The sequence below is a fragment of the Candidatus Chloroploca asiatica genome, assembly GCF_002532075.1.
Classification (GTDB): domain Bacteria; phylum Chloroflexota; class Chloroflexia; order Chloroflexales; family Chloroflexaceae; genus Chloroploca; species Chloroploca asiatica.
Map to the genome: position 1 here is coordinate 34,609 of NZ_LYXE01000063.1, position 19,220 is coordinate 53,828.

Genomic DNA, 19,220 nt, shown 5'->3' on the forward strand with positions numbered 1-19,220 from the left:
AGAGCCGTCACAAACGTCGCCTGAAGCTTGAACTCAAGTTTAGGGAATAATTTTCGTAGCAGCGAGCCGTTGCGCTAATGTACGCTCATTTGCTTCCAGCACGTCTGGTGCAAAAGCGGACGGCAGATAGCGCTGTTCAAACAAGCGCTGATCGAGATCGGCAAGCGTCGCTGACATCATTGGTTGAGTATCAAGCAGTGGTTCCATCATCTCTGGCACCAATAAAGATGACTCCTGCACGGCCATAACCAGGTAAGTCATTGGCAAACGCACAAATAGCCTGTCGCACCGTTGTCGGAGCGTCACCACGAAGCGTTTCTTTGCGCTCAACAAGATCAGACTCGAGATCAGTAAGCATCATGATGAGTTCCTGATCAGAATAATGCGCCATTTTTGACACCTCAAGGTGATCGCATGAGCAAAGAGTAGGAAATAGGAAATAGGACGAGCACATGGTACCACGCCTTAGCGAAGCGTGCCAACCCATGCCGTCTACGTATAGGGCTGTTGCAAAGATACTGCTGGCAAACCTCGACTCAGCGCCGCGCTACGCTTTTTGGCTCGTCGGATGTCGAAAAATCGCGTTGTGTACGTCCTCAGCCAGCGGGCGAAGCCGCCACAGCCAACCTCCGCAAAAATGCGCGTTCGCCCTGTAGCGGGATACTGGCTCTGTGAGAGCAAGGCGCTCATGGGGAGTTTGCCAGCAGTATCTTGCAAAGTCCTCCTGATCGTCCGCAGATTACGCATAGTTTCAGAATCGGGCCTTCCAGTTTGACCGTTTGGTAGCACCGGCTTCCAGCCAGTGGGTCTTCCTGACCGGCTGGAAGCCGGTGCTACCTTCGCTGCGAACTGTCAAGCTCGTTTGACACATGCCTTAGGCACAATACCTTGCAAATAAGGCGGCTATTTTGACGCAAAGGCGCAAAGGTTTTTGCGTAGGTGAGCGTAACCCTTCGCGTCTTCGCGTCTTCGCGTGAGCTTATTTGAAAAGTATTGGCCTTAGGCATGGTTTCAGAAGGGCCGGATCAGCGTTGCACTCGACGGTAGTGCCGACTTCAACGCTTGGTGTGAGATCGTTTTTGCCGCACTGGGACGCCGCCGAAAAATGCATATGTCGCCCGATTGCGATGCGGAGGCTACGCGTGTACCGCATCCTGATGCAAAACCGTGTACGAGAACTCACACCAAGCGTTTCAGTCGGCTTCCGGCTCAGCCGACTGAAGTCGGCACTACGTAACCCTTTGCGCCTTTGCGCCTTTGCGTCAAATCATCCGGCAAAGCCCTGCAACGCATACCAGAGCATGGCGGCGGCTAGGCGGCAGGTGCGCAGGTCAAGGTCGTACGGCGGGCAGACTTCGCTCAGTTCGATCAGGCGGGTGCGCCGGTCGCGTCCGGCGAGTTCGGCGAGGGCGCAGAATTCGTCGCCGCGCATGCCAAGTGGGTTGGGCGCACTGACACCGGGGGCTTCGGCGGCGTTGACGACATCCATGTCAAAGCCCCAGAAGATCGTGGTTGCGCTACTCTCCGTGGTGATGTGTTCGACGGTCGCGGTGACACCCCTGGAGCGCGCCATTTGCAAGGTCGTGACCTGGGCGCCACACTTCTCCAGAAAGGCGGTGTAGACGGGTGAATTGGCAAAGGGCTGGGCACCAATGACGTGATAGTTGGTCGGCGCGAGGCGGCCTTCGCCGATCAACTGGCGATAGGGTGTGCCGCTGTTGCGCGGGGTGTCGGCCCGTACATCGTAGTGCGCGTCAAGGTTGAACGCCAACGCCGGCCCGGCTGCCGCCGTTAATCCGGCATAGTCGGGATAGGCCACATCGTTGCCGCCGCCAAGCACAAGCAGCCGTTTACCGTCGGCGATGATCTGCGCTACCACCGCCATATGCAGGTCGTGCCGCTCTTCAAGCGTTGGCGCTGGCGGAGTATCGCCCAGGTCAACCAGCGCAAGCTCGGTGAGCCCGGCGCTGCCCATGCGATAGAGGCAGCGCCGGATCGCCGCAGGTGCATCGGCTGCGCCCGGGCGTCCGCCGTTGCGGCGCACCCCTTCATCCTCGGGAAACCCGAGGATCACCACCGACGCATCGGCATACGCCGCGATCCCCCGTTGCACCACGTCGCCCAGACGCACATCGTTCGTGTCGTTACGGGAGAAAAAGAGCTCCCCAGCAACAGGTACCAGCCGTTCCAGATCAAGCTTTGGCATCAGGGCACCTCCCGCGCCTGCCAGAAGCGTCCCGCAGCGGCAACGCCCACTACCCCAGTCGAACCTGGGGGCAACTCAATCACGAAGGGCAGATCAGGGCGCAATTCAATGGGCGCACTGCGGAAGACTTCGCGCTCATCGAGGCTGACGACAACAGTTGCATTGGCAAGGCGTTGCGGCGTCGCCAGCGTCACCGTCAGACCACCATCGTCGCGTCGCTCTAGACCAACCGTGCCTTCGGGTGATGCCGTGGCCGGCAGTCCCATCTGCCAGACTGGTTGCCAAGTGGTCGCGATCGCACGGGATGCCCCCGGCGCAAGCAGCGGGTCGTCCCAAAAGGTCGGTTGCGCGCCGCTCCATACTTCGACATAGGCGCTGCCATCATCCGTATACAGTCCTGGCTCGACACTCGGCCCAAAGCCAAAGATCTTGCCGCCAACCGTGCCTTCCCCATGACTCACCACTGCCCCATACTCGGCCTCGACATCATAGGCCCCGATAAAAGACACCGGCGTCGGCGTAAACGCACCAATATAGCCCGTCCAATTGGTGGGGTTGCGCAGATCGCGGCCAGCCTGGTAAGGCCACGGAAAACGCTGGCGTGGGGCAGGCAACGCCTGATCGAACGTCGCATGGACAATCAGTTCATCGGTAGGCACGATAAAACGCATCCCCGGCCCAACCTGATTATCACCAGCAGGGCTCAGGATCGCATTGGTCCACATCTGCAGCGGTTGCGCCGTCGTCGTCGGGTTACGGGCCTCAAGGCGCACCGCAAAACGCGCCTCGTCGGCACGGAGCGTCACCGTACCCAGCACCTCAAACCCACGTTGGCGCTCGGTCGTCGTCGCGATCACGTCGACCCGGTCGCCCTCACGGATCACCTGCATCGCCCACGGAAGATTCTCCAGATAGCCATGCTCCTCGGTTGGCACGGCCCACTCGAGGCCGCCCACGCCAAGCCACCAGCCACGCTGTCCAAACGGACTCGGCTTGATCACCTGATTCTGGTAGAAGATCCGGCGTCCGGTAGTGCGATCAACGGCCTGCACCAGGCGTCCACCGAGTTCGGGGAGAAAGGTGAGCGTGAGGAAGCGGTTCTCGACCACAAGCGCACGGTACTCACGGGGCTGCGGCGGGCCAACCAGGGCTGGTTCAAGGCGGTCATACGGATAGATCGCATCACCGGGTTGGGTCGGGCGCAGAGCCGGGGCGAGATCGTAGGTCGGGATCGTCAGCGTCGTCTCGCGTACCGCCAGGGGCTCGGCGGGCACCGGGCGCGCATAGTGCAACGTGTGGCCGTGACGCCAGCCCAGATAATGCTGGCCCACATTGCCCATCTCAACCTTCCAGGGATCAGGATTAGCCGGATTATAGGTCAAGAGACGGCGTTCAAACGCCTGGAAGAGCACCGGCACTTGTTGCCCGGCAACCGTCACCGTCGCCCAGTACGGCTCGGTAATCGGGTAGCCAAAGACAAAGAGCGGATCAACAACCTGCTCGCGCACCACCCGGCCATTGACCAACACCGGCCCGCGCTGCTCCATAAACTGCTGAAACACCATCGGCACATTGCGCCCCGTCACCGGCTCATAACGCACAATCGTCGTCTCGGGGCGCGCAAACGCGGGATTCTCACCCATCCCGGCTGGCCCAAAGGTCGCACTGACGCGCTGGCCGACACGTGAGGGCACCCGATTACCCCCATCAAGCGCCGCCAGCGGAGCGAGCATCGCATACGTCGGAGCGTCAGGATTGCCTACAGGATCGCCGGCGACCGGAATGGCCGCCGCCTCGCGATTCACAAACGTCGTCGCGCCCACCTGCAAACGCCCAACAATCATCTCGACCACCAGCAACCCGCCGGTCACAAACCATGGCGAAGTGCGATCACCGGCAGGATCATTGATCTCCATACGCGCCTTATCAACATACTGCACGAGGCGCACCCCGCCGGGAGCCTGGTCGAAACGCTCATAGCGACGCGAACCGGGCAACTCACCCCAGACCCACGAACGGCCCGCGCTACCGGCGGCCACCAGCGCATCAGCCCGCGTCCAGATCTGGCGAAAAGCCGGATCAGCAAACCCATCGGGCGCAACCGTTTGTGCCTGGGCAACCGGGGGAAGCAGCGCAAGCAGCAGCGCACACAGCAGCAGCAGACTGACCAGAGAAGCACGTTGCGCAAGTGAAATCCGATTTGTTTTCATAGTTTACTCTTTTGGCACAACAAACTGTGCCATCAACAACAGCAGCAAGGCAATGTGGCCTATGCGTTGAAATCTTGCCGGCAACCTGGATGTTTCGAGCGCCATGTGCGTCTCCACTACGTCACAGCAGTTGTATCATTATATAAGCAAATCCTCCTGCACGCCGATCAACCTTATACGGGTGATTGAGGAGGCCGTAGGCCTCCTCAATCACCCGTATAATAGACTGATGCAAACCAATTCATCTTCTACCAGCGATCGCCAGATCATCGTTGCCGCACTTGTTTTGAGCCTGGGAGGGGCCGTTGCCCTCGGGTTTGGTCGCTTTGCGTATGCACTCTTGCTTGAGCCAATGCGCACCGATCTCAACTGGAGCTATGCCCAGGCAGGGTTGATTGGCAGCGCCAACGCCATCGGCTACCTTGCAGGTACGATGCTCGTCGGGCTCGCCGTCGCCCGTTGGGGCGCACCGCTCACAGTGCGCATTGCCCTCGTTCTCACCAGCCTTAGCCTGTTGCTGACCGGGTTGCTCAGTCTCTTTCCCGCCCTCCTAGCGCTACGCATTCTGACTGGGATCGGGGGCGGCCTCATCTATGTCGGCGGGGCCACCGTGGTGATGAACCGCAGTGGCACAGGAGGACGCCCACCACTTGGCCTCTACTACAGTGGGCCAGGAATTGGCATTGCCATTTCAGGGCTAGCGGTACCACCGCTGCTCGCAAGCCTGCAACAGGACGGATGGCGCACCATCTGGCTTGGGATGGGGCTTATCGGGCTGCTTGCCCTGGTCTTGATGGAACCATTTTTGCGCACCGCCGAAGCCCATGCCCGGGCGAGTGGCATGGCTCCTGGACGGGCACGCCCGGTCGCGAGCGACTACGGATCTATCTGGCCGCTCATGCTCTCCTTTTTCATCTATGGCATCGGCTATATTGGCTACATGACCTTTATTATCGCCTTTATGCAGGCCCAAGGAGCCGCCCCCGCACTCGTGCAGTGGTTCTGGGGTGGCCTGGGTCTCGCTGCCATCGCGGGAGGGGCGCTCTGGGTACCGGTGATCGGCAAGCTTGGACCGCGCCACGGCCAGGCAATCATTATGTCAATGCTCACCCTGGCTGCACTGCTGCCGCTGCTTGCACCGCAAACCTGGAGCTACGCCTTATCAGCGCTGCTCTTTGGCGGCTCATTTCTCTCGATTGTGACTGCGGTGACGAGTGAAATCCGACGACGGCTACCACCTGAACGCTGGGCGCTCGTCACCGGCCACGCCGTCGCCCTCTTTGCGCTGGGTCAACTGATCGGTCCAGTGCTCACCGGTCTGATTGCCGACCTACCGGGTGGCCTTGCCTACGGCATGATGCTCTCGGCTGGCGCCCTCGGGCTGGCGACGCTAGTCGCCTTGATCAAGCGTTGACGCCCCACTATGGAGCTTCTTGCGCCGAAACAAGCTAGCGACGCTGGCTTGTTTCGGCGCAAGAAAACCCCTGGGTGCCGCAGGCACCCAAAAGCTCGCCCCTACTTCACAACCATCACCGGGCAAGGCGCACGATGGGTAACCGCCATGCTCACACTCCCAAGCATCAAACCCTTCCACTGGCTCAGGCCGCGCGCACCAATGACAAGCAAATCAGGATTACGGGTATGCACCACATCGAGGATGACATCGGCGGCACCGCCCTCGATGACATCGGTGTCAACATAGGCAATCCCAAGCTCGCGGAGGCGGCTCTCGACATTGGCAACAAGTGAACGGGCGTGCTCAAGCATATGGCTGAGCGTCCGACTATAATTCGGCTCACCAAGCGAATCAGGGATTCGAGTCAACGCATGCAAGACCAGAACTTCGGCATGATAGCGCAAGGCGAGTGAGGCCGCAATATCGGTCGCACGCTCGGAAGGGGCCGAACCGTCAGTCGCAAGCAGAATCTTCTTGAACATGATGAGACTCCTTTGTATCATCAAGTCGTTGATGGGAGACAAACGTGGTTGCGGAGGCAGAAACAGGGCGCAAGGAGGGGTGGCACACAGGGACACACAATCTGTAATTATCTATGATAGCACAGGCTTACAAGAGAGTCTAGACCCATGCAAGAACATGCCGTCCCCCCAAAACGGATACTCACCCACCGCACTATGCGGATCGCCACGCAGATCCAGACGCTTACGGCACAAGCCGGTGCTGAACGGCAAGCATGGCAGCTTCGGTGCGGCTGCTGGCTCCAAGTTTCGCCAGAATGCTGCTCACATGATATTTGACGGTTGACTGGCTGATCCGTAATTTGGCGGCAATTTCGCCATTGTTCGCGCCATGGGTTACCAACGCCAGAACTTCTTGTTCGCGGGGCGTCAGGTCAAAGTGGATTTCGGCGGGTTTGCGCGCTGCTTCCATAAGCACCCGTGTTGCTTCAGGGTCAAGCGTTGGGCGCCCAGCATGTGCGGCGCGAATGGCATCAGCAAGTTGATTGGCACTGATATTTTTGAGCAGGTAGCCGATAGCCCCAGCCTGCAACGCTCCTTGCACCAGTTCATCCTCGCGAAAGCTGGTCAGGGCCACCACCTGAATCTGGGGATAACGCGCTTTGATCGCTCGCGTGGTGGCGGCTCCATCCATCTCAGGCATCACCAGATCCATCAAGATGACGTCAGGCATCTGCTCCTCGCACAACGCAAGCGCGGTATGACCACTATCAGCCTCGGCGACCAGTTCGAGGTCGCTATAGGCGAGCAGAAAAGCGGCGAGGCCACTGCGGACAACCGCATGGTCGTCAACGATCATGACACGAATTGGTTCCATAGGCTCCTCCATCAGGTAAGAACGTCAACGGCGATCCTGGTTCCCATACCGATGCGACTCGTCATCTCGAGCCTCGCCCCAATTTTGGCGGCACGTTCGCGCATAATGCCAAGGCCAAGCGAATGGCTCCTCACGGTGGTCGCATCAAACCCACGGCCATCGTCTTGCACCGTGAGCACCACATGCCCAGGCGTAAAGGTGAGCGTCAGAACAACATGCGAGGCACTGGCGTGTTTAACCACATTATTGAGCGCTTCTTGGGCAATACGGTAGAGCGCCACCTGGATCTCGGGCGGCAGTCGCTGCTCTGCTTCACCTTCAACTTCAACGGTTATCTGCAAGCGCGACCGTCCGACGAAGGCTGCGGCAAGTTGGTGCAGCAGTTCATCAAGGTTGCTCTCGGTCAGTGTCGCTGGACGCAATTCGAGCAAGAGGGTGCGCATTTCGGCGAGTGCGCCGCGCGTCAATTCGCGCAATTCAGCCAGTTTGGCCTCGCCAACAACAGGGTCACGCTCCCAGATCCGGGGCAGCACATCGGCAATCAGGCTGGCCGAAAAGAGAGTCTGGGTTACGGCATCATGCAATTCGCGGGCAAGCCGATTCCGTTCGGCCATGACGGCTATCTGTTCGGCTTTATCACGCAGACGCGCATTCTGCAACGCTAGGGCCGCCTGGTCAGCAAAGAGTGAGGCCAGATTGATCTCTTCGTCGGTAAAAGTACGTGGCTCACAGTAGTAAAAGGCCAACCCGCCATAGGCAACATCCTGGGCAACCAGAGGCAAGGCGAGCACCGCACGAAAGCGATACAGCGCAGCTTTCAACGCCTCAAGACGCGCAGGATCAACCAGAACACTTTCGATCGCGGCAAGCGACTCGGCCTGTGCCTGTTCAACCGTACGGATATTCAACTGACGCACATCAGGCACAATCATTATCTGCCGCGAGGCCACCACACGACCAATCGTGCCGACCCCTGATGGCAATGTAACCTGCCGCACTTCCGGGGGCAAGTCACCACGCAACGCTTGGATCGTCAACGTCTGCTGCTCTTCGTGCAACAGATAGAGCGCAACGGCATCGCTGGCAAGCAACTGATCGGCCTGCGCAACAATCGCATCCAGCAATTGCGGTAGGGCATGCTCGGCATTCAGCCGCACCAAGATCTCGCGCAACCCTTCGGCTACCTGCCGCCTCCGCTCGAGTTCCTGATTGCGTTGCTCAAGCTCATAGGTGCGTTCGGCTACCCGCTGCTCGAGCAGGCGATTCGCCTCGTAGAGAGCCGCCCGTGAGCGTTTGTGCTCGAGCGCGTTGATCAGCATCTCGCCAACAACATGGAGCACCGAGATATCAAGCTCGGCCCAGGTCTTTTCGTGACGTACTGCATCAAAGCCCAACAGACCAACGACCCGTTCTTGATAGGTCATCGGCACCGCGAGCAACGACTTGATCCCCTGGCTGGTGAATTCACGCTGTTCAACGGCTGCCTCAGGTGGAAGTTGATCAACCCAGGGAATATGCAGGATCTGACGTTGCAAGAGTTGCTGGTTTGACCAGGCAAGGTCCGCAGTAGACAGGCCCTGCAAACGGTGGATCTGCGCTTCGATGCCCTCGGCACACCACTCCTGGATGCACGAGAGCGACGTTGCATCATCACTGTACAAAAAGATATAGGCGCGATCAGCCTGCGTAAAGGTGCCAATAGTCTGGAGAGCCTGTCGAATGCCATGATCAATCTGATCAGGCGGCCTATTGATAAAACTATTCGAGAGCGTTGTGATAATCTGTTCGAAAGTCACATGATGCCGCAGGCGATCCAGGGTCTTCTGCAACTCGTGCTCAGCCAGCACACGCTCGGTCACACTCGTCGTGACATGCACAATCCCAACAAGCGTTGCCTCATGGTAGAGCGGAGCCGAGACCGAGTCCCAGTACGAGACGCGGCCATTGATGGTCAACGGGAAGGCCTCTTGATAGACGGTCTCGCCCGCGAGGGCACGCAAAAAGATGGCGCGGGCTGAAGCTTCATTGCCCGGCAGCAAATCGAGAAACGACGTTCCCTGCCTAACCTGTTCCGTTGGCAAGGAACTGTAGCGGCGGACAAATTCGATCAGCGTCGGATTGAACCGGCGCAGGCGCAGGTCGCAATCGAGAAGCGCAATGCCCATCGGCATCTGATCGAAGAAGATTTCAAGCATGTGCTGCTGCTCACTCATGCCCCTATGGTACATGTCCTGAGACAGAAGATCAATGGGAATTCACCCTCACAATGAGGCCAAAGTCTTGAGCAGATCTTCTGGAGGGGCACCTTTGCTGAGAAAGGCCGTAGCCCCAGCCTGCAAAGCTGGCTGATGGGCCTCGGGGCGACTACTCATCGCAATAATTTTGAGGCCCGGCTGCTCATCGTGCAACAGCCGGACAAGATGGATCGCGGGAAGACCGGGCAGTTCCCAATCGAGCAGCACAAGCTCGGCAGCGCACTCGGCAACCAGCAGCAGCAAACCAGTGGCATCGACTGCTTCGCCCACAATCGCAAAGTTGGGTTCTTGCTCAAGACGTAGCCGCAACGCATCACGGACACTGGCCTGGTCGTCGGCGAGGAGAATTTGGCGCATTGGGAGGGCATTCATAGGCTCCACCTCATGCCTGTAGCATACGCCCAACGCTTATCGTGCGCATCAGGCAGATGCAGGGCGTGTGCGTTAGACCAAAGGCGGGGAGCAAGACTAGTCAGTCGACTAGGGTAATTTTACCCATCTGCAATAAAGAGTTATTTCCCTTTTGTTGATTAAGTTGATCATATTAATATACTTTCACTTTGAAAGCGGCGCATGATGCGTTGCTCAGCCGTAGCGCTACCTTACAAGGAGTGATCTGTGATGCATACGCCTGTCGTTTCACGTGGCAATGGTCTGATGCTCGTTGTTCTTGTGACCCTGGTGCTTGTGTTGGCCGGATGCTCGGCTGCCCAGACGCCTGCGGCAGCCCCTGTTGCTGCGCCTGTACTTGCCCAAGGTACCGAACTGGGCGTACGCGGCCCCGAGCAGGCCCTGGTGAGCACCGAGTGGCTGGCGGCAAACCTGGATAATCCCCAGGTGCGGGTGATCGAGGTCAGTGTTGTTCCGGGACTCTACGAGCGGGGCCATATTCCAGGGGCAGTGAACTTTGTCTGGCACACTGATTTTGTCGATACGGTCAATCGGGACATTGTTGCGCCTGACCGCTTCGAGCAACTGGCTCGCGCTGCCGGCATTAACCAGGATACGACGGTTGTCCTCTATGGCGATAATAGCAACTGGTTTGCCGCCTGGGGGGCATGGATCTTTCTGCAGTACGGGGCCAGTGATGTGCGCCTGCTTGATGGCAGCCGCGCCAAGTGGGAGGCCGAGGGCCGTGAGTTGGCCGTAACCGTCCCGAGTGTTGCGGCTGGCGATTTCACCGTTGCCCACCGCGAGAGTCTGCGCGCCAGATTGCCTGATGTTTTAGCGGTTGTTGAGGGCGCAACAACCGCCTCACTGATCGACATCCGGTCGGCTGATGAGTTCTCAGGCAAGATCTTTGCCCCCGAGGGCTTTCAAGAGTTGGCAATCCGGGCAGGCCATATTCCAGGTGCGATCAATATCCCTTGGAAGCAAGCCCTCAATGAAGATGGTACCTTCAAGTCGGTTGATGAGTTGCAGAGCCTCTATGCTGGGCTGGGCATTGATGGCAGCCAGCCGATTATCACCTATTGCCGGATTGGTGAGCGCGCCAGCCACACCTGGTTTGTCTTGAGCCAGATCCTCGGCTACGAGGTTGCCGTCTATGATGGCTCGTGGACCGAGTGGGGCAATACGATTGGGGTTCCGATTGCCAATCCGAGTGGCACTGTGTGGGGCGCCCAATAATCGCCGGGCAACCAGGGTCAGCATGGCTGGCCCTGGTGCTCTACCCAGGTAAGCGCGATCTATGACTGAGCTTCCTTCAACACGGGCTGATCACCAACCGCTCGCGCGGTTCACCCGTATCACCGCCTTGCGGATCGGTCTCGCCGTTGCGCTGCTCATCGGGTTGACGAGCACCGCCTACTGGCTCCACGCCACCCCTGGACGCGGCGCAACGGCAGCGCTTTCGTTGCTGCTCGGGGCAAGTCTGGGCTTTGTCTTTCAGCGGGGCCGTTTTTGCTATTTTTGCATCTTGCGCGACTGGATTGAGTTTCGCAACAGTGGTCCGGTGTATGCGATCCTTGCCGCCCTGTCCGCCGGTTCAATCGGTTATGCGCTTGTCTTCGGGATCTTTCTGCCCAATCCCTTCAGTGGACGCCTACCTCCCGAGGCCCATATTGGCCCGGTTAGCTGGGTTCTCGCAGCTGGTGGCCTGGCCTTTGGGCTTGGCATGGCCCTGTCGGGGGCGTGTGTCAGCGGTCACCTCTATCGGCTCGGTGAGGGTTCAACGCGGGCGCCTGTGGCGTTGCTCGGTGTGCTTGCCGGCTTCGGGCTAGGCTTCCTGAGCTGGAATCAGCTCTATCTCACGACTATTGCCGAGGCACCCGTGCTCTGGTTGCCCGCTCGGCTTGGGTACGGGGGGGCGCTGTTCCTCCAACTCGTTCTTCTGGGAGGCCTCGCCTTCTTGTTGCTCCGAAACCTCCCCGAGTTGCCGCCCCGCCCGGCGCAACGGCTTGATCTGGCGGGTGTGTGGGCGGCCCTCTTCCACCAGCGCTGGCATGCCCTCGTCACAGGTGCCCTGGTGGGTCTGCTGGGCACCGTCGCCTACATGCGCATTGAACCACTTGGGGTAACATCGCAACTCGGCAGCCTTGCGCGAACAGGCATGGATCAGGTCGGGCTGCTCCCAACAACGCTCTTTGGGCTGGATCGACTGGCAGGCTGTGCCACCCAGGTCGTGCAGACCATTACCGCCAATGGCCTACTCATCTCCGGCCTGGTGCTCGGCTCACTCACCGCCGCCTTGCTTGCCGACCGGTTTCAACCCGACCGGCTCACCGTGCGCGGGGCCGGCAGCGCCCTGGTTGGTGGCATCTTGCAAGGATGGGGAGCAATGGTTGCTCTCGGCTGCACCGTCGGCACCCTGCTTTCGGGCATCTCGGCGTTTGCCGTCTCGGGATGGCTCTTTGGCCTGACAATGCTTGCTGGAGTCTGGCTCGGCATCCGCAGCAGCTTGCACCGTCTGGTTTGAATTCATGACACGACTATCAGCTAGCCATAAGATTTCACTCACGTCGCAAGTGTTATACTAGACTGATGGAAATCGCCTGATAGCGTGACGGAGCGCCTGGTGAGAGTCAAGCGCCGTTTGTCGTGCGCCGATCCAGGTGGTCTGTTGAGTATAACAACATATGCAGCGAGATCGTTCCTTTCGACGAACCTATAGTGGGCGGACTGTCCCTCGTCGTCCGGCTTATCCGGGGTTGATGCGAGGGCGACGTTCCCCCAAACAGCCATCGTATCTTCCCCATATTGCAGGCAACCTTGTCGCGTTCATCTTCCTGAGCATCATTGGCGTATCTCTGCTCGTTGGCTCATTAGCCTATAGTGCCTATGCGAGCACGGCGGCGACGCTTATGCCCCGCCTTGATGCCCTCGCCGAACGCGAACTCTTTCAGACCTCACGGATCTTCGATCGCAATGGCGAAGTGCTCTACGAGTTTTTTGATGCCGGACGCCGCACCAATGTCGCGATTGACGAGGTTTCACCTCTGCTCATCAGTGCAACCGTCGCGATTGAAGACAAGACCTTCTTTACCAATCCCGGGGTTGACCTAGGCGGTATTATTCGCACCCTCATTTCCAGCCTCCAGGCCGGTGAAGAGACCGGTGGGGCCTCGACGATCAGTCAGCAGGTGATCAAAAATAGTGTGTTGACCGCCGAAGAGCGCGCCCCTGAACGGCGGTATGAGCGCAAAATGAAAGAGATCATTCTTGCTCAAGAGCTTGATCAGCTCTTCACCAAAGAAGAAGTGCTTGAGCTCTATCTGAACGAGAACTTCTATGGCAACCTCGCCTATGGCATTGAGGCTGCGAGCGAGAGCTTTTTTGGCGTACAAGCCCGCGATCTTAACCTCAATCAAGCCTCTCTGCTCGCTGGATTGCCTCAGTTACCCACCGTCTATAACCCAGTCAATCACCTCGAACGTGATACCGAAGGTGGGTATCTGCCCGGGGTCATCCTCGGTGAAAACTGGCTCAGTGCTGACTATCGTTTGCCCGAAAGCCTTAGTCCGCCACGCTGGCGTCAGGTGGCTGTGCTTCGCCGGATGGTCGAGGACGAGTATGTTACTGAAGCCGAAGCGCGCACGGCGATAGCCGAACCCTTGCGCTTTGCCCCCCAGGAAGTGCCCCTCAATGCACCTCATTTTGTCTTCTATGTGCGTGATCTTGTGCAAGAGCGCTATGGACAACAGGCCCTCTTCAATGGTGGGTTGCGCATTACGACAACCCTTGACCTCGATCTGCAGCAAATGGCCCAGCAAAAGGCGGCTGAACGCATCACCGATCTGCGTGAACGCAATATTCATAATGCGTCAGTGGTCGTGATGCAACCCAACACCGGCCAGGTGCTGGCAATGGTCGGGAGTATTGACTACGATGCGGTTATCGCCACAACAACCGTCGGTGAAACAGGCAATGTGATCGATGGACAGGTCAATGTGGCGACCCGCGAGCGCCAACCAGGTTCGGCCCTCAAGCCCTTTACTTATCTGGCCGCGATGGAACAGGGGATGCATCCCGAAACAGTGATCTGGGATGTACCAACTGATTTTCCGTCGTCGTCGAGCGGGGCGGGCGCCTGGTATACTCCTTTGAACTATAACGGGCGCTTTAATGGCCCGGTACGCATGCGCACCGCGCTCGCCAATTCACTCAATATTCCCGCGGTCAAAGCCCTTCGCTTTGCCGGTATTCAACAAACCCTCGATCTGCTCGATCGCGTGGGTATCAAACAGGGCCTCAAACGCGGCGAAGATTTCTACGGTCTCTCGCTAACCCTGGGTGGCGGCGAGGTGACACCGCTTGAACTGACGACCGCCTACAATACCCTCGCCAGTGGCGGACGCTACTACGAACCCGTCTCGGTCCTGCGCATTACCGATAGTGCGGGCAATGTGCTCGAAGAGTTCTTGCCTAATCGTGGAACCGAGGTCATCGACCCCAATCTGGTGGCGATCATCTCGGATATGATGAGTGATGACCGAGCACGCCAGGCCGTCTGGGGGCTCAACAGTCCGCTCAAGCTTTCGCTCCCCGCTGCAGTCAAGACCGGAACAACCAACGACTGGCGCGACGCATGGGCGGCAGGCTATACGCCCTTTGTCACGGTCGGGGTCTGGACAGGCAACAATAATAATGAGCCGACCGAACGGGTGGAAAGCCTCACCGGCGGTGGTATCATCTGGCGCAATGTGATGGAGGAATTGTTCGACTGGATCGAAGAGCAACCCCGTTATCGGGCGCTCTTTGCCGCACCCTATCCGAATAGCGTCATCCCGACGAGCTTTACCTTGCCCGCCAATGGTGTCCTGTCGCGCTCCATTTGTGAACTTCCGGGTCCTTATGGGGGCTACCGCGAAGAACTCTTCACGCGGCAAATGCTGACTGATATCCTGGAAGCACGGCGCAATACCCCAACGGGGAGTGATTCAAGTCAACCACTGCCTGCCAATCAAAGCCTGGAAACCTTGACGATCCCGTGTGATGCCTTCGAACGAATCACGCTGGTACAAGTTCCCACGGAACAAGACTGGTCAAGTGATGGTCAATTGCTGATCACGGCTCCAGCGGAACTGGATACGACGAATCCCGAGGCCACAAACTCGCTCGACGCAGCGGCCTTCTGTCGCCCCTCCGATGACCTGAACTACCCTGCCATGTTGCGGCGTGAGCTTATCATTTGGAATACCCCTCCACCCGACCCAAGCATGCGCGTTCGGTATGAGTGGGAAGGTGGGAGCACAGGCATCACCAAACAGGCTGTCGAGGCGCTACCCGCATGCAGTGCCGAGATGTTCGAGGCACCTGTACCGCAACCGCCCGTCGAAGGCGCGATCTTGATGCCCGATCTGCTCCGTCTGGGCGAAAATCAGGCCAAAAGCACTCTGGCAAGCCTGGGTATTCCAGCAAGCGTCATCTTTGTTGACTATCAGGATCGCACCTATATTGGCGATCTCTATGACCAGTTCGTGCCTTATGCAGTCGTCAGCACGATCCCCGCACCCGGTGATTGGATCGTGCCCGGTTCAGCTATTATCCTGGGCATCCGCGCACCAGATCCTGAGCCACAACCAGAACCACCCCCGCCCCCAGCGGAACCATCCCCGCCCCCAACGGAACCGCCTCCGCCCCCAACGGAACCACCCCCGCCCCCAGCGGAACCGCCTCCGCCCCCAACGGAACCGCCTCCGCCCCCAACGGAACCGCCTCCGCCCCCAACGGAACCATAGTAGAGGCACGGCGCCGCCGTGCCCCGTAAGGCCGAAGCACGCGCCACACCCGAGCGAAACGGCGCAAAGGCATAGATCTGCTATAATGTTCAACTGAGATTGCACCCGCAAACACTCGATGCCTCAAACAACAACAAAGGCAAGGTCATGGCACCGGCAGTACAAGACCCGTTGGTAGATGAAGCGGTGGAAAGAGCAAACGAGCATGCTCACTCGCGCGATCAACTCAAGCGTCTGGCAGCTGAGAGGGCCGTCAAGCTGATCTCCCCAGGGATGGTGGTTGGGCTCGGCGTTGGCTCAACCGCAATCCACGCGATCCGCAAGATCGGGGCGTTACTTGCGGATGGTGAGCTACACAATATCATTGGGATCCCATGTTCCAAGGCCGTAGCCGCCGAAGCTAGTCGCCTCGGTATTCCCCTGAGCGATCTTGATGAACAGCCTGTGGTCGATCTCACGATTGATGGGGCTGATGAAGTTGATTCGCAACTCAACTTAATCAAGGGTGGGGGTGGTGCGTTGCTGCGCGAGAAAATGGTTGCACAGGCAAGCCTGCGCGAAGTGATTGTTGTGGACGAGGGTAAACTCTCGCCACAGCTTGGGACGCTCTTTGCCCTGCCAGTTGAAGTCATTACCTTTGGCTGGAAGAGTCAGGCTCGCTTTCTCGAACAACTTGGCGCAACGGTATGCCTGCGACGGCGGGTCGATGGTGGGCCGTATCTAACCGATCAAAATAACTACATTCTTGACTGCACGTTTGGAAGTATCCATGACCCTGAAGTGCTCGCACGCCACCTTGAGCAACGGGCAGGTATTGTTGAGCACGGGCTGTTTCTCGGCCTTGCCACTGATCTGATTATCGCCGGAACATCGGGGGTTCGCCAGATGAGTGTTGCACGCTAAATGCAACTGGCACCGTCACTGCTCACAGCCGATTTTACCCGTCTGGGCGCTGAGGTTGAGGCAGCGTTCGAGGCTGGCATCCGCTGGCTGCATCTTGATGTGATGGATGGGCGCTTTGTGCCTAATCTTAGTTTTGGGCCGCTCGTGATCCGTGCCCTCCAACCCATTGCCCAACACTATGGGGCCATCCTTGATGCCCACTTGATGATCGTTGAGCCAGAACGTTATCTGGCTGATTTTGTAGCGGCAGGCTGTGACTATCTTACTATCCACGCCGAAGCAACCCCCCATACCCATCGAGCCGTGCAGACCATCCATGAATTGGGGGCCAAGGCCGGGGTTGCCCTCAATCCAGGCACACCCCTCGGCACCCTCGAAGCATTGTTGCCAGATCTCGACCTTGCCCTGATAATGACGGTCAATCCGGGTTTCGGTGGCCAACGTCTCATTCATAACTGCCTCGCCAAGGTTGCCCAACTCGATGCCTGGAGAACCCAACAGTCTCGCTCAGACCTCTTGATTCAGGTCGATGGAGGGGTCAATGCTCAGACCATTGCTGACGTCCAGCGTGCCGGGGCTGACCTTGCCGTTGTGGGTTCAGCCCTCTATCAGCCAAACCAGACGGTGACCGAAGCCCTCACAATGTTGCGCACAGCACTGGCTTCAGGGTAACTTCTGACCTTCTCATCCGTATGGGCCACAGGCCCCAGGAGTCACCTTATGATCCTTGCCGGTGATATTGGTGGAACAAAGACAATTTGTGCGCTCTTTTCGGTCGAAGAAGGCCCTCATGCTCCGCTCGTGGAAGTTACCTTTCCCAGCGGGCGTTATGTAAGCCTTGAAGCAATTGTGCGGGCCTTCCTGGCTGATCATCCAGGCACTATTCAGTCGGCCTGCTTTGGCGTCGCCGGCCCCGTTGTTGATGGACGTGCCACCATAACAAATCTCTCGTGGGTCGTGGAAGAAGAACGCCTCCAAGAAGAACTTGGGCAGATCCCGGTGACCCTGATCAATGACTTGAAGGCAATTGCACAAGCGGTTCCGTATCTGGAACAAGGTGATGTCGCTACCCTCAATCCTGGTGAAACCGTAGACCAAGGGGCCATGGGGGTGATTGCCCCCGGCACTGGGCTCGGTGAGGCGTTTTTAACCTGGGATAATGGGCGTTACCGGGCTCATCCGTCAGAGGGTGGGCATTCTTCCTTTGCCCCTACAACACCAACCGAAGCCGATTTGCTCAAGTATCTCCTGGAAGAACATCGCCACGTGAGCTACGAACGGGTCTGTTCCGGGATGGGCATTCCCAATATTTATGCCTATTTCCGTGACCGTGTCTTTCGCCAGGAGACACCAAGTGTCGCGAGTCAACTGGCAACCGCCGATGATCCAACTCCGGTTATTGTGAGTGGCGCACTGAATCCTACCGGTCCTTGCCCGGTGTGTGCGGCAACTCTCGATTGTTTTCTTGGTATTCTGGGCAGTGAGGCCGGCAACCTGGCGCTAAAAGTTCTCGCAACGGGCGGGATCTATCTTGGCGGCGGCATTCCACCACGTCTGTTGCCACAGCTTCGCGGCGAACGTTTCCTCAATGCGATGCGGAACAAAGGCCGCTTCCGTAAACTGATGGAACGCATCCCGGTGCATGTCATCCTCAACTCCAAAACGGCCCTCTATGGCGCTGCGGCGTATGCCTTGATGGATTGATCAGGCAACGCATATGGTACAATCCTCGCCATGGATCACCTAGCCCCGGCGCGACAGCGCTTTCTCAGTTGCATCAAGCACGCCGACCCCGAGGTGCCCCTGGCAGCAGCGGCGCTGGCATTGGCATGGGAAGATCAGGGTGGGGTTGACCGTGAACCGTGGCTCACCCACTTCGATACCTTTGCCACGACGCTTACCCCTATGGTCAACGCAACCAGCAAGGCGACCGAACAGATTGCCGCACTCAACACCTATCTCTTTGACACGCTCGGCTTTTATGGTGATCCCTCGTGTTATCGGCATCCTGATCCGGCCCATAGTTACCTCGATAAGGTCATTGAGCGGCGAACTGGGTTACCGATCATGCTCGCCCTGATTTACCTTGAAACAGGCTGGCGGCTCGGCCTGCCAGTGGATGGTCTGGCGTTGCCAGGCCATTTTATGGTACGCTTTCGTGATCCTGCCGGCGATCACTTTGTTGATCCGTTCAGTGGTGGTTCGAGTTGGAGTATGGCCGATTGCGAGCGCCAAATTGCCACCTTTTACGGCGCCGTCGGTGATGAACTGTCAGCGATCATTATGGCTCCACCCGGGCGCGGGGCGATCCTCGCCCGCATTCTGCGCAATCTCAAGCAGACCCATCTGGCCCGCGGCGATAGTCGGCGGGCCCTGACCGCCGTTGAACGCCTCTTGCTGCTCGATGCCAGTGACCCCGGTGAACTCCGCGATCGCGGGTTACTGCGCCTCCGCACCGGTCAGTTGCACGCTGCAATCACCGATCTCGAAGCCTATGTCCAGCGCAACCCCGCCGCTAACGACATCAGCGAGATCAAACGCATCGCCCGCGAAGTCATCTCCCAACTCGTCAAGCGCAACTAATTTGGTGCGGCTCCTGGGGTTGTGTCACCCTGCGCTCGGCGCAGGGTGACACAACCCCAGTTTCTTGTGATGCAAAAAACACATTATTTT

Annotated in this window: 16 protein-coding genes; 8 read left to right on the forward strand and 8 right to left on the reverse strand. The window is 58.4% G+C overall.

From position 1 onward, the window contains the following. Positions 1 to 39 precede the first annotated feature (39 nt). From A9Q02_RS23605 to A9Q02_RS05980, 4 genes are all read right to left on the reverse strand, one after another. The gene (locus A9Q02_RS23605; RefSeq protein ID WP_172450696.1) at positions 40 to 210 is read right to left on the reverse strand and encodes a hypothetical protein; all 171 of its coding nucleotides are present in this window, start codon (positions 208 to 210) and stop codon (positions 40 to 42) included. Next, the gene (locus A9Q02_RS05970; RefSeq protein ID WP_097651440.1) at positions 191 to 391 is read right to left on the reverse strand and encodes an AlbA family DNA-binding domain-containing protein; all 201 of its coding nucleotides are present in this window, start codon (positions 389 to 391) and stop codon (positions 191 to 193) included. The genes A9Q02_RS23605 and A9Q02_RS05970 overlap by 20 nt, the downstream gene beginning before the upstream one ends. 876 nt (positions 392 to 1,267) lie before the next feature. Next, entirely contained in the window at positions 1,268 to 2,206 is a 939-nt protein-coding gene (locus tag A9Q02_RS05975) for a formimidoylglutamase (protein WP_097651441.1), read from the reverse strand. Further along, complete coding sequence (locus A9Q02_RS05980; protein ID WP_097651442.1) at positions 2,206 to 4,416, reverse strand: DUF5107 domain-containing protein; 2,211 nt, start codon at positions 4,414 to 4,416, stop codon at positions 2,206 to 2,208. The genes A9Q02_RS05975 and A9Q02_RS05980 overlap by 1 nt, the downstream gene beginning before the upstream one ends. Before the next feature lie 229 nt (positions 4,417 to 4,645). On the opposite strand from A9Q02_RS05980, the gene A9Q02_RS05985 reads away from it, so the two are divergent. Then, the gene (locus A9Q02_RS05985; RefSeq protein ID WP_172450699.1) at positions 4,646 to 5,830 is read left to right on the forward strand and encodes a YbfB/YjiJ family MFS transporter; all 1,185 of its coding nucleotides are present in this window, start codon (positions 4,646 to 4,648) and stop codon (positions 5,828 to 5,830) included. Between the two features lie 101 nt (positions 5,831 to 5,931). Here A9Q02_RS05985 and A9Q02_RS05990 read toward each other — a convergent pair whose 3' ends face one another. From A9Q02_RS05990 to A9Q02_RS06005, 4 genes are all read right to left on the reverse strand, one after another. Then, positions 5,932 to 6,354 carry a universal stress protein gene (locus tag A9Q02_RS05990; protein ID WP_172450702.1) on the reverse strand — a complete coding sequence of 141 codons (423 nt, stop codon included), beginning with the start codon at positions 6,352 to 6,354 and terminating at the stop codon, positions 5,932 to 5,934. Between the two features lie 223 nt (positions 6,355 to 6,577). Further along, positions 6,578 to 7,210, reverse strand: coding sequence for a response regulator (locus A9Q02_RS05995; protein WP_216361453.1), 633 nt, complete (start codon positions 7,208 to 7,210; stop codon positions 6,578 to 6,580). Positions 7,211 to 7,221: 11 nt separating this feature from the next. Further along, entirely contained in the window at positions 7,222 to 9,423 is a 2,202-nt protein-coding gene (locus tag A9Q02_RS06000; protein WP_172450706.1) for a GAF domain-containing protein, read from the reverse strand. A 48-nt stretch (positions 9,424 to 9,471) separates the two neighbouring features. Continuing rightward, entirely contained in the window at positions 9,472 to 9,837 is a 366-nt protein-coding gene (locus tag A9Q02_RS06005) for a response regulator (protein WP_097651446.1), read from the reverse strand. 249 nt (positions 9,838 to 10,086) lie between these two features. Between A9Q02_RS06005 and A9Q02_RS06010 the strand changes: the two genes are divergently transcribed. The 7 genes from A9Q02_RS06010 to A9Q02_RS06040 all read left to right on the forward strand — a co-directional run bounded on the left by A9Q02_RS06010 (position 10,087) and on the right by A9Q02_RS06040 (position 19,130). After that, complete coding sequence (locus A9Q02_RS06010) at positions 10,087 to 11,094, forward strand: sulfurtransferase (RefSeq protein WP_216361454.1); 1,008 nt, start codon at positions 10,087 to 10,089, stop codon at positions 11,092 to 11,094. A 61-nt stretch (positions 11,095 to 11,155) separates the two neighbouring features. Beyond that, positions 11,156 to 12,382 (forward strand): YeeE/YedE family protein, encoded by a 1,227-nt coding sequence (locus A9Q02_RS06015; protein ID WP_097651447.1) that lies wholly within the window; start codon positions 11,156 to 11,158, stop codon positions 12,380 to 12,382. A gap of 160 nt (positions 12,383 to 12,542) precedes the next feature. Further along, on the forward strand, positions 12,543 to 15,644 hold the full coding sequence (locus A9Q02_RS06020; RefSeq protein WP_097651448.1) for a transglycosylase domain-containing protein: 3,102 nt from the start codon (positions 12,543 to 12,545) through the stop codon (positions 15,642 to 15,644). Between the two features lie 147 nt (positions 15,645 to 15,791). Then, positions 15,792 to 16,547: a ribose-5-phosphate isomerase RpiA gene (gene rpiA / locus A9Q02_RS06025; protein ID WP_097651449.1), complete on the forward strand. Its 756-nt coding sequence runs from the start codon at positions 15,792 to 15,794 to the stop codon at positions 16,545 to 16,547. Beyond that, positions 16,548 to 17,219 carry a ribulose-phosphate 3-epimerase gene (rpe, locus tag A9Q02_RS06030; RefSeq protein WP_097651450.1) on the forward strand — a complete coding sequence of 224 codons (672 nt, stop codon included), beginning with the start codon at positions 16,548 to 16,550 and terminating at the stop codon, positions 17,217 to 17,219. A 48-nt stretch (positions 17,220 to 17,267) separates the two neighbouring features. Continuing rightward, positions 17,268 to 18,251, forward strand: a complete 984-nt coding sequence (glk, locus tag A9Q02_RS06035) for a glucokinase (protein ID WP_097651451.1) — start codon at positions 17,268 to 17,270, stop codon at positions 18,249 to 18,251. A 30-nt stretch (positions 18,252 to 18,281) separates the two neighbouring features. Beyond that, positions 18,282 to 19,130 carry a SirB1 family protein gene (locus A9Q02_RS06040; RefSeq protein ID WP_097651452.1) on the forward strand — a complete coding sequence of 283 codons (849 nt, stop codon included), beginning with the start codon at positions 18,282 to 18,284 and terminating at the stop codon, positions 19,128 to 19,130. Positions 19,131 to 19,220 lie beyond the last annotated feature (90 nt).

What these genes read in the sequence shown, in the direction of transcription:
- A9Q02_RS06010 (WP_216361454.1), top strand. Translation starts at nt 10,087, where the DNA reads ATGCATACGCCTGTCGTTTCACGTGGCAATGGTCTGATGCTCGTTGTT.
- A9Q02_RS05980 (WP_097651442.1), bottom strand. Translation starts at nt 4,416, where the DNA reads ATGAAAACAAATCGGATTTCACTTGCGCAACGTGCTTCTCTGGTCAGT.
- rpe (WP_097651450.1), top strand. Translation starts at nt 16,548, where the DNA reads ATGCAACTGGCACCGTCACTGCTCACAGCCGATTTTACCCGTCTGGGC.
- A9Q02_RS05975 (WP_097651441.1), bottom strand. Translation starts at nt 2,206, where the DNA reads ATGCCAAAGCTTGATCTGGAACGGCTGGTACCTGTTGCTGGGGAGCTC.
- A9Q02_RS06015 (WP_097651447.1), top strand. Translation starts at nt 11,156, where the DNA reads ATGACTGAGCTTCCTTCAACACGGGCTGATCACCAACCGCTCGCGCGG.
- A9Q02_RS05995 (WP_216361453.1), bottom strand. Translation starts at nt 7,210, where the DNA reads ATGGAACCAATTCGTGTCATGATCGTTGACGACCATGCGGTTGTCCGC.
- A9Q02_RS06020 (WP_097651448.1), top strand. Translation starts at nt 12,543, where the DNA reads ATGCAGCGAGATCGTTCCTTTCGACGAACCTATAGTGGGCGGACTGTC.
- A9Q02_RS05990 (WP_172450702.1), bottom strand. Translation starts at nt 6,354, where the DNA reads ATGTTCAAGAAGATTCTGCTTGCGACTGACGGTTCGGCCCCTTCCGAG.
- rpiA (WP_097651449.1), top strand. Translation starts at nt 15,792, where the DNA reads ATGGCACCGGCAGTACAAGACCCGTTGGTAGATGAAGCGGTGGAAAGA.
- A9Q02_RS05970 (WP_097651440.1), bottom strand. Translation starts at nt 391, where the DNA reads ATGGCGCATTATTCTGATCAGGAACTCATCATGATGCTTACTGATCTC.
- A9Q02_RS06005 (WP_097651446.1), bottom strand. Translation starts at nt 9,837, where the DNA reads ATGAATGCCCTCCCAATGCGCCAAATTCTCCTCGCCGACGACCAGGCC.
- A9Q02_RS23605 (WP_172450696.1), bottom strand. Translation starts at nt 210, where the DNA reads ATGATGGAACCACTGCTTGATACTCAACCAATGATGTCAGCGACGCTT.
- A9Q02_RS05985 (WP_172450699.1), top strand. Translation starts at nt 4,646, where the DNA reads ATGCAAACCAATTCATCTTCTACCAGCGATCGCCAGATCATCGTTGCC.
- glk (WP_097651451.1), top strand. Translation starts at nt 17,268, where the DNA reads ATGATCCTTGCCGGTGATATTGGTGGAACAAAGACAATTTGTGCGCTC.
- A9Q02_RS06040 (WP_097651452.1), top strand. Translation starts at nt 18,282, where the DNA reads ATGGATCACCTAGCCCCGGCGCGACAGCGCTTTCTCAGTTGCATCAAG.
- A9Q02_RS06000 (WP_172450706.1), bottom strand. Translation starts at nt 9,423, where the DNA reads ATGAGTGAGCAGCAGCACATGCTTGAAATCTTCTTCGATCAGATGCCG.